This is a genomic window from Mycobacterium sp., from assembly GCF_019243155.1.
In the GTDB taxonomy this organism is placed as follows: domain Bacteria; phylum Actinomycetota; class Actinomycetes; order Mycobacteriales; family Mycobacteriaceae; genus Mycobacterium.
In genome coordinates this window covers 1-9,551 of sequence record NZ_JAFAUS010000376.1, presented here as the reverse complement: position 1 = coordinate 9,551, position 9,551 = coordinate 1, and the positions used below count along the sequence as shown (strand labels likewise).

Annotated in this window: 12 protein-coding genes; 3 read left to right on the top strand and 9 right to left on the bottom strand. The window is 65.7% G+C overall.

Annotated elements, in window-relative coordinates:
* A partial coding sequence (locus JOZ00_RS19630; protein ID WP_293346662.1) for a TIGR03619 family F420-dependent LLM class oxidoreductase occupies positions 1–620 on the top strand: 620 nt, incomplete at its 5' end.
* A gap of 10 nt (positions 621–630) precedes the next feature.
* Here JOZ00_RS19630 and JOZ00_RS19625 read toward each other — a convergent pair.
* Both JOZ00_RS19625 and JOZ00_RS19620 read right to left on the bottom strand, forming a co-directional pair.
* Entirely contained in the window at positions 631–1,488 is an 858-nt protein-coding gene (locus JOZ00_RS19625) for an LLM class flavin-dependent oxidoreductase (protein WP_293346659.1), read from the bottom strand.
* Positions 1,485–2,249: an SDR family NAD(P)-dependent oxidoreductase gene (locus JOZ00_RS19620; protein WP_293346656.1), complete on the bottom strand. Its 765-nt coding sequence runs from the start codon at positions 2,247–2,249 to the stop codon at positions 1,485–1,487. The genes JOZ00_RS19625 and JOZ00_RS19620 overlap by 4 nt, the downstream gene beginning before the upstream one ends.
* Before the next feature lie 129 nt (positions 2,250–2,378).
* Between JOZ00_RS19620 and JOZ00_RS19615 the strand changes: the two genes are divergently transcribed.
* Entirely contained in the window at positions 2,379–3,374 is a 996-nt protein-coding gene (locus JOZ00_RS19615; RefSeq protein WP_293346653.1) for an Lrp/AsnC family transcriptional regulator, read from the top strand.
* 12 nt (positions 3,375–3,386) lie between these two features.
* On the opposite strand, the gene JOZ00_RS19610 is transcribed toward JOZ00_RS19615, so the two are convergent.
* Complete coding sequence (locus JOZ00_RS19610) at positions 3,387–4,937, bottom strand: SulP family inorganic anion transporter (RefSeq protein ID WP_293346650.1); 1,551 nt, start codon at positions 4,935–4,937, stop codon at positions 3,387–3,389.
* A 247-nt stretch (positions 4,938–5,184) separates the two neighbouring features.
* Positions 5,185–5,607 (bottom strand): nitroreductase family deazaflavin-dependent oxidoreductase, encoded by a 423-nt coding sequence (locus tag JOZ00_RS19605; protein WP_293346647.1) that lies wholly within the window; start codon positions 5,605–5,607, stop codon positions 5,185–5,187.
* A gap of 120 nt (positions 5,608–5,727) precedes the next feature.
* On the opposite strand from JOZ00_RS19605, the gene JOZ00_RS19600 reads away from it, so the two are divergent.
* Positions 5,728–5,895, top strand: a complete 168-nt coding sequence (locus JOZ00_RS19600) for a hypothetical protein (protein WP_293346643.1) — start codon at positions 5,728–5,730, stop codon at positions 5,893–5,895.
* Positions 5,896–5,901: 6 nt separating this feature from the next.
* Here the strand turns inward: JOZ00_RS19600 and JOZ00_RS19595 are convergent, their stop codons facing one another.
* The 5 genes from JOZ00_RS19595 to JOZ00_RS19575 form a co-directional block, all read right to left on the bottom strand.
* Entirely contained in the window at positions 5,902–6,126 is a 225-nt protein-coding gene (locus JOZ00_RS19595) for a hypothetical protein (protein ID WP_293346640.1), read from the bottom strand.
* Positions 6,127–6,184: 58 nt separating this feature from the next.
* Positions 6,185–6,748 (bottom strand): arsinothricin resistance N-acetyltransferase ArsN1 family B, encoded by a 564-nt coding sequence (locus JOZ00_RS19590; RefSeq protein ID WP_293346665.1) that lies wholly within the window; start codon positions 6,746–6,748, stop codon positions 6,185–6,187.
* A 14-nt stretch (positions 6,749–6,762) separates the two neighbouring features.
* Complete coding sequence (locus JOZ00_RS19585; RefSeq protein WP_293346637.1) at positions 6,763–7,188, bottom strand: SgcJ/EcaC family oxidoreductase; 426 nt, start codon at positions 7,186–7,188, stop codon at positions 6,763–6,765.
* Complete coding sequence (locus tag JOZ00_RS19580) at positions 7,185–8,663, bottom strand: FAD-dependent oxidoreductase (protein ID WP_293346634.1); 1,479 nt, start codon at positions 8,661–8,663, stop codon at positions 7,185–7,187. Before JOZ00_RS19580 ends, JOZ00_RS19585 begins: the two co-directional genes overlap by 4 nt.
* A 73-nt stretch (positions 8,664–8,736) precedes the next feature.
* The coding region (locus tag JOZ00_RS19575; protein WP_293346631.1) for an acyl-CoA dehydrogenase family protein at positions 8,737–9,551 on the bottom strand (815 nt) is incomplete at its 5' end.

The window sequence follows — 9,551 nt, the reverse complement described above, 5'->3', positions numbered from 1 at the left end:
TCACCGGCGTCATCATCCTGCCGCAGCGACAGTCGGTGTTGGTGGCCAAGCAGGCCGCCGAGGTCGATCTGCTCACCGGCGGGCGATTCCGGCTCGGCGTCGGGCTGGGCTGGAACGCCGTCGAATACGAGGCGCTCCGTGAGCGGTTCACCAACCGCGGTAAGCGTTCCGAGGAGCAGGTGGAGCTGATGCGCAGGTTGTGGACCGAGAAATCGGTCACCTTCGACGGGAAGTACCACACGGTCACCGGGGCCGGGCTGGCCCCGTTGCCCACCCAGCGGCCCATCCCGGTGTGGTTCGGTGCGGCCTCCGACCGCGCCTACGAGCGCGCCGGACGGCTCGGCGACGGGTGGTTCCCGATGATGGATCCCGGGCCCGGCCTCGACTATGCGCGCGAACAGGTCGAGCGTGCGGCGGCCGCCGCGGGCCGCGATGCCAAGGCCCTCGGCATGGAGGGCCGGGTCAATTGGACCGGCGACCTCGACAAGGTCGCCGCCGAGATCGCCGCGTGGAAAGCCGCCGGCGCCACGCATCTCTCCGTGAACACCATGAACGCCGGCCTGGCCGGTGTCGACGACCACCTCGCCGCGTTGGAGCGGGTGGCCGCCGACCTGACCTAGCCGGCCGCGACTACAGGATCGCGTCGGCCAAGCGGTCGACCTGGTCGATGGATGCGACCGTCGGGTGGAACAGCAGCCGGTCGAAGCCCAGATCCCGGTAGGCGCGCACGGTGTCGCGGGCATCCCCTGCGCAGGTGAGCAGGTCGGCCACGTTGAGTTCGGCGTAGTCCGGTTTGAACCCGTAGTAGCGGGCTAAGTGATCACGTCCGGACTGCACGGTGTCATCCGAACCCAGCGCAAAATTGACCGACGCATGAATCTGCGGGCTCCCCGACCGCCCGGCCTTTCGCCAGCCCGCCCGAACCCGGTCCGCGAACTCCTCTTGTCCCGGGTAGTCGCGCAAGGCACCCGCGACCCAGCCATCGCCGATCGTGGTGGCGCGCCGCACTGTGGCCTGCGACCTGCCACCGAATAGCAGCGGGATGCGCACCGGCGCCGGGCACAGCCGGGTGTCGCCGACGATCGGCTTGCCGGCCCAGGCGCGGCGTAGGACCGAGACCTGTTCGTCGAGGATGTGGCCACGCTCGCCGTACTCGACACCTGCGGCGGTGTAGTCGTCCTCACGCGAACCCACTCCGATGCCTACGACCAGCCGGTCGCCCGCCGCGTCGGCCACGCTGGCCAGCTGCTTGGCCAGCACGACCGGTTGATAGAGCGGCGCCAGCAAGACGTTGGTGACGAGCGCCAGCTCGGTGCTGGCTGCGGCGGCCAACGCCAGGGCGACGATGGTGTCCAGGCTCGGGTAGATCAGGCGGTCGATGGTGGTGATCGACTCGAATCCCCGTTGTTCGGCGCGGCGCGTCCAGTCCGCGATGACGGGCCCTGGCACGCCTGCGACATGATTCGGCAGGCCGATTCCGATCTTCATGCGATTTCCTCCAAGGGGTTGGCCGAGTTGTTGACGGCAGCGAACAGTTGGTCGTAGACGCCGTTGCGCTCGGCGTAGCGCAGCGCGCGGGCGGCCTCGACAACGATTTCTATGGCTTCCGGTTCAGCGGTCAGCTGCGCCATGACCTGGGCGACGAAGTCGTCCACCGTGACGGTGTAGCCGTCGTCGCCGGGCCCGTCCATCTCGGTCTCCACTCGCGGCGGTGCGATCTCGATTACCTGAATTCCGTTGTCACGCAATTGAAACCGTAGTGCCTCTGTGTAGGAATGCAGTCCGGCCTTGGTGGCGCTGTACGTCGGCGCCATGGCCAGTGGAAGGAAGGCCAGCGCCGAGGTGACATTGATGATCGCGCCGTGCGCGTGCGTCCGAAGCGTCGGCAGCAGCAGCGATGTCAACACCATGGGGCCGAGCAGATTGGTGTTCACTACCGCCGAGGTGGCCGACGGGTCGGGCTCCGCGAAGTCTTCCACCGCCATGATGCCCGCGTTGTTGACCAGGACGTTGAGGTCCGGCAAGTCGCGCTGAACACCTTCGACGAACCGATGGATGCCGGCGGTGTCCGATACGTCCAACCGCAGGAACTCCACACCCGGATGCGCGTCGGCGACGGCGCGCAATGCGTCAGCGCGCCGCCCGGCGATGATGACGCGATTGCCGGCACGGTGCATCGCGACCGCTAGACCGCGGCCGATCCCGCTGGCCCCGCCGGTTATCAGAATGGTGTTGCCCGTCAACCGCATGGCGCCTCCCCTCGATCCGGTGCTGCACGATGGACTCCAGACTCGGCCTCGACACGCCTTTTGGTCTACCGGTGCACCACAAATCGTCATAAAAAGACAGAGACGGCTGGCTTGCGTACTGTTTTCCCCATGATTGAGCCGCTCGACGCCCGAATTCTGCATGCGTTGCAGATTTCGCCGCGGGGCTCCTTTCGGCGGATCGGCGAGGTCGTCGACATCCCCGAACAGACGGTTGCGCGGCGGTATCGCAAGATGCGGCGGGACGGGATCATGCGGGTGGTCGCCCTGGTCAACCCGCAGTTGTACGGCGAGTGTCAGTGGATAGTCCGGGTGCACGCGAAACCCGATGACCTACCCCGCCTGGCCGAGGCCTTGGTCCGGCGGCCGGAGGTCACCCACGCGAATGTGCTGTCGGGCTGGACCGAACTCGTCTGCGTAGTGCGCGCCCCGCTGGCCGAAAGCAACGACGGACTCCTGCAACGGCTGCCGCGCACCTCCGCGGTGCTGGGCATGGACGTCGACCTGATCCTGCACGAGTTCGGTGGCCCGGCCGGCTCCGTATGGACCGGCTACGGGCACACTCTTCGCGCGGATCAGGTGGCCGCGCTGCAAAAGTGTTCGGACGACGGCGAATCGGTGGGACACCCCGTCACCCCCACCGAAGACGACCAACCGCTCGTCAGTGCCCTCGCCGAGGACGGTCGGGTCCCCCACGCGCGGCTTGCCGAACTCACCGGCTGGTCGGCCGCTCGGGTAAAGCGACGCCTCGCGGCACTCGAGTCGTCGGCGACGCTGACCTATGACCTTGAGTTGCTGCCCGAGCGCCTCGGCTTCCCCGTCCACGCGATGGTGTGGATCACCACGCCCGCAAGGCATTTGGCGCGTATCGCCGAACAGATCGCCGAACACGACGAGGTCGCGTCCGTCGTCGCCATCAGCGGACGCCACAATCTGGTGGCCGTGGTCATCTGCCGCGATGTCGAGCAGCTCTACGGTTACCTGGCCGAGCGACTGGCCGCCATCGACCACATCCAGGCCTACGACGTCAGCATCCGCACCAGGCGACTCAAGCAGACAGCGTCCTTGATCGCGCACGGTCGGCTGATACATGCGGGACGCTCTTGATATCCACGCGAATCACGTTGCCCCGGAGCACGCCTCGACCAGGCGCAGGTGCGCAGCCCGGCGATCGGCCGTGCTCTCGGGCCCTTGAGGTCCCAGCAACTTGTTATGGATCCTGACTCGTCCGCCGGTGGCGCAGTGTCGTCGCTGCCAGTCGCTGATCGCCTGCTGCGCCGCGTGATCTAAGTAGTTGGCCAGCAGGTGCACGGTCACGGTCGTGCGTTCTGGGAGCGTCGCGAGCACGCCGGTCAGCCGCGGCAGGGCCAGAAATGTGCACGCCCCTTCGACGAACACATGCCATTCGTCACCAACCGGTTTGGCCTCGACCCGGGCACGCACCACCCGCCATCCGGTCACGGCGACGGCCAGTGCCAGTCCGATCAGGACGCCGTGCAGCAGGTTCAGGAAGACGACACTGATCACGGTGACCAGGTAGATCGCGAGATCGCCGTTGCGCAAGGCGTTCTCGATGTGCGCGGGCTTCAACAGCTCGATCCCGATGACGATGAGCAACCCGGCCAGGGCCGCGGTGGGGATCTGCTCGACCAAGCCGGCGAAAGGCACGGCAAACAATAGAATCCAGAACCCGTGCATGATCGTCGAGGCGCGAGTTTTCGCTCCTGCGTTGACATTTGCCGCGCTGCGCACGATCACTCCGGCGATGGGAAGCCCGCCGATTGCCCCCGATACCACGTTCGCGGCACCCTGGCCGATCAGCTCGCGGTTGAAGTCGGTGCGCGCGCCGCTGTGCATTCGATCGATGGAGACCGCGGTCAACAGGCTTTGGACGCTGGTGATCAGGGTGACGGTGATGACCGCCAATGCGACCGCTTCCCAATTTCCGTCTGGTAGCTCGGGCAACTGCAACGCCTCGAGCACCGAGCCGTCAAGCCTGATGCGGGACACCTGGAACGGGAACACCACCGAGATCGCCGTCACCACAACGATGGCGACCAGCGGACCCGGGATGCGCGCCACGCGGGCCGGAACCCAGCGCCAGACAACCAGAATGGCGATCACCAGCAAGCCCAGGACGAGGCCCGGGCGGTGCGCGTCGGCGATCTGTGCGGGCAGGCCGGTGACGTTCGTCCACGCCGAGCTTTCGGACTCGCCGCCGAGCAGCACGTGCACCTGCTGCAAAGCGATGGTGATCCCGATGCCCGCGAGCATGGCGTGCACCACCACCGGCGAGATCGCCAGGGCGGCTCGCGCAATGCGGCTCAGCCCCAAGAGCACCTGCAGTATTCCTGCGATGACCGTGATGAAACATGTTATCGCCCAGCCGAACTGCTCTACCAGCTCGGCGACGATGACGGTGAGGCCAGCCGCCGGCCCGCTCACTTGTAACGGTGAGCCGCCGATGCAGCCCGCGACGATTCCCCCGACGATCGCCGCAATCAACCCGGAGAGCACCGGAGCATCCGACGCGATCGCGATACCCAGCGATAACGGAAGCGCCACCAGGAAAACCACCAACGACGCGGGTAAATCGTGGCGCATTGACTCGCGCAACCGGCCAATTCGCGACGGCGCGTCGTCATCAACGCGTTGCTCGACGTGTTGCATCGACCCTCCCTAGGCATGCACTAGCGGGCAACGTTGAAGGTATCGGCTCGTACGGCGCGAATCAGCGGAACGTAAACCCCGGCGGCACAGGCGATCACAATTGCCGGCGAACATCGTTGTTCACAGCGGGCAGGCCTGCTCTATGCATTCGAAGGTAGGTTGGGGGCCAACCACGGGCAACCGGACCAGCCGGGCGCATATCGAATGCAAATGTTTTGCGGGTGTGCCTAGGCGTCCGCCGATGCGGCTATTCCAGGACGAAGATCGGGATATTTCGTCCCGCCTTCTCCTTGTAATCGGCGTACGGGGGGAAGGCCTGAACGGCCCGCCGCCACCACTGCTCCCGCTCGGACCCATCGAGCTCGCGTGCCGTCAGTTTCAGAACCTTGTCGCCATCCTGCAGCGTCACCGCCGGGTTGGCCTTCAGGTTGAAAAACCAGGACGGGTGTTCGGGGGCACCGCCGTGCGACGCGACGACGAGGTAGCGGCCCTCATGCTCCACGCGCATCAGGGGCACGTACCGCTGTTTTCCGGTCTTTGCGCCGGTCACGGTGAGCAGGACGATGGGCCGGTCGAGAACCTCGACCCCATCGGTCGTGCCCTTATTCAGGATCTGTTCGGTCTGGTCGCGTACCCAGTCTCGGGGGCTCAGTTCGATGTGGTCAGCCATAGCCACATTTAACGCTTGGTCTCGACAGATCCATTCCACGACCTCAGCGGTCGGGGTTTCGATGCACGGGAATCGGGCGACCCTCTTTCAACAATGCAGACGTTCTTTAAGGAGATCCCGGTGGATCAGCAAGTGAACATCGACCCGCCCGCGGTGCCCGAAGACGCCCGGAAAGCGACCGAAGACCAGCGCAAATTGCAAGAACAGCTCGAGCATCAGGACGAAGACCCCGACGCCCCGGGTTTGCATCAGTCCCGGCACGACCTGCCCGATGAAAGCACTCGCTAGGCCCTGCTAAGTCATGCACACGTTGGCGAAAAGCAGCACGGGCCAGGACACGATCGAGCCGAGAAACGACACCACCAGGTCTGCCCCGTGCATGTCGTGCAGATGCCCCGTATGAGTGCACGACCAGATCAGCCCGACGATCAGATATGGCGTGCCCAACAACACGGCGAAGGCGAGAAGTTCGGCGATGGTCAGCTCAAAGTTCAATACTTGCCGAATCTTACTGAGCATGTAGCGTGCCTTCCGCCGGTGACGCCTCGGCGGATATTTTAGTGGCCGCCTGGTGCCGCTATCCAGTATTTGATTCCAGCGCGCTGTTGATCACGTCGAGCGGTAATTCGCACCACGGCCGCGGCTGCTGTGGTTGCGCGGGCGGCTCGACCAGCTTGCGGTGCCACCAGCCGACGTCCCACCAGGTTCCGTGTTTGTACCCCACGCCGGGAAATACGCCGACGCGGTTGAACCCCAGGGCTTCGTGCAGCCCGACGCTCGCGGGATTCGGCAACGCGATAGCGGCGAATGCATTGATATAGCCTTGTCCGCCAAGCAGATTGAGCAGCGCCGTGTAGAGGTGTCGTCCATGCCCGCGGCGGTGAATGGATGCGTGCAGGTACAGCGAAACGTCGGCCGACCAGCGGTAGGCGTCGCGGGCCCGGTGTGGGCTCGCATAGGCGAACCCCTTGATGCTTTCTTCGTCAGTGGCAACCAGCCAGGGCAGACGCGGCAGCGTGGCGGTCACCCGCGACCGCATCTCCTCGGCGGTTGGCGCCACGGTTTCGAAGGAGATCGCCGTGTCGCGCACGTAGGGCAGATAAACGCCGGCAATGCCGCCCGCATCGTCCGGCGAAGCCATCCGGACGCGCACGCTCATGAAAACAACTTTGCCATAAGCCTTTCGGTGAGCCGGCGGTGCGTCGTGTTCTGCGAAGCGGCGAACAGCCACCGGCCGTCGGTCCGTACGGCGACGCTGGTGTTGATCCGCGTGTTGCGCCGCCGCGCTCTCTTGCGCACCGCGGCCGTTGCCTGGATCAGTGCCACATCTGGCGTCACGAACCGCAACTGCATGATTTCGATGTCCAGGCGCGATCCCTGCAGGAGCCGCTTGAACAGCGGAGCATACGACGCGGCGATCGCCTCGCGGCCCTTGTGGCGGCTGCCCAGAAAGGTGACGTAGTCCGCGTCGGCGGTGAACACACTCGCGTACGCCTCGGCATCACCCGCATCCCAACCCTTGATCTGCTGGTCGACCAGCGAACGGACGGCGTCGACGTCGCCTCGCCGGTCGCCGCTCATTGCAGCGCCCCGCGCGGCGGCGTGAGCCGGTCAAGTGGTATCCGGTCGAATTGGGTTGCCTCGCCCGAGTTCTGGCCTAGCCGCCGAAGCGCGTCCACCGCCGGCCGGTAGATCTGCCCAAGCCAATGCAGCAGGCTGGCCATCAGGATGCGGGGCAACAAGGCGGGGTCTTTTAGCCGCGTGGGCGGGTCGATGAGGTGGGTGACCCGCAGCAGGCGTTCGGCTACGACGGTGTCGTAGCTGGCGGCATGCATTGTGGCCCTGATCATTTGGCTCTGCATCCCGTGTCGTATCGACCACTTACGATGAGGCGCAGGGCCGCGGTCGCCGGCCTGGTTTCGGGCCCAGGTCGGGCCGATATCGCGCGCGGCGGCGCGAAAGAAGCGGGGGGCGAGATCGGTATCGCCGTCTCGAAGACAATCGCGCAGCGTCACCGCCTGCTGCGCGGCCATCGTCATGCCCTGCCCGTAAAGGGGATTGGGACTACACAGCGCGTCGCCCATGACGAGCAGGCCGCGCGGAAACCTGGGCAGCTGTTCGTAACGCCGCCATACCGCCGCCGGGCTGCGAAACATGGCGATCTCCCCGATGGCGTCCGCCCCGCGCAACCCGTCCATCACTTCGGCCGGCAGCGCATCCTGAGACAGCGCGAGCATCTCGGCGAAATCGGTTGGCGCCGCTGCACCCTCGGCGGATCGACCAACCGCCATCATCCACGTGTCGTGCTCGCAGGCCAACAGCAGACCACCCTTCCTGCCCGACCCTTGATTGAAAGCCACCAGTTGCTTGTTGAGACGCCCTTTGGGGATGGACAGGCTTTGACTCGAATAGGCCAGCGTGATCGGGGACCGGTTCTCACGTGGCCGGCCATAACCCAGAGACTCCAGGAATGCCGGGGTGCGCGCCGCCCGGCCCATGGCGTCGACCACCAGATCCGAATCAAGGATGGTGACGGCCCCGTTGCCGCGGTGCGCGATCCGCACCCCGGTGACAGCACCCGCTGCCGCGAGCGGTTCGACCACGTCATGACTGTCCATGAACGTCACGTTGGGGAGGGCTGCCACGCGACGCCGCACATGAAATTCCATGAACGGCCGGCTCGCCAGACACAGCGTGAACGCCGCCGGGTCTCTCAACCTGCCCGACCGTTTCAGCTCGAAGCGGCCGGTTCGTGCATAGAACCGGGACAAGTCCCCGTCGTTGATGACGACCGCGCCCGCGGCTGCCAGCTCCTCGAGCAGTCCGGGAAACAATTCGGCCAGGATCTGCGTGCCGCGACCCATGAACATGTGCACGTGGCGGCCCTGGGGAACGCCCTTTCGGTCGGTCGGATAGTCGGCCAACCTATCGCGCTCCACCACGCTGACCGAGTCGTAGAACTCCGAAAGCACTCTGGCGGCAAACAAACCCGCTATCCCCGCACCCAGGACAACCGCGTGCCCACCGACCCTGCTGACGGAAGTCCCAGATCCCATGACACAGCACGCTACACCGAAAATAAGAAAAGTAAGAGGTTTTTAAGGTAACGATAAGGAGTGTCTGGTGTGGCTACGAATCTCCTGGTGACCGCGGCCCGGCCAGCCGGTTGTGCTTGACCTGGTTGAACGGCACCCCACGGTCGGGGGCGTGCTCGCGGGGGAAGCCCAGGACCCGCTCACTGATGACGTTGCGGGCCATCTCGTCACTGCCACCACCCAAGGCGACCGTCTGGCGCGACAGATAGCGCTCGCCGACGGGAATCAGGGTGCCGTCATCGTCATCGTCGACCACGCCGCGCGTGGCCGCGATGTCGGCGGCGGTGTCGACTTCGAGGAAGGTGACATCGGAGTGAAACAGCCGGATGACCGACCCCGCCGCCGGCGGCAGGTCGCCGGTGCGCATGGCTGCCGCGACGTGCTCGGCGAGACGGTCACGGACCATGCGGCGCGCCAGAACGCGGCCGATCTTCTCCTGTACCAGTGGGTCATCGGTGCTGGCGGTCGCGGACGCGAGCTTGTAGAGGTCGCCGATGGAGTCCTGGGCGCGTTCCCGACCCCGGCCGCTGGCGAACTCCGAGCCCTGTCCGACGGCGCGGCGTTCGTGGAAGAGCAGGCGAGACGCGACCTCCCAGCCCTTGTTGACCTCGCCCACCACCGTGTCTGCGGCGAGCCGGAGTCCGTCGAAGAACTCTTCGCAGAACTCGTCGCAGCCATCGACCTGCTTGATGCGGCGCAGTGTCACGCCCTCGGCATGGATCGGCACCAAAAACATGGTCAGGCCATCGTGTTTGGGCACGGTGGGGTCGGTGCGGGCCAGCAGCAGGCCGTAGTCGGCGGCGAACGCGCTGGTGCTCCAGGTCTTGGCGCCGTTGACGATCCAGTCGT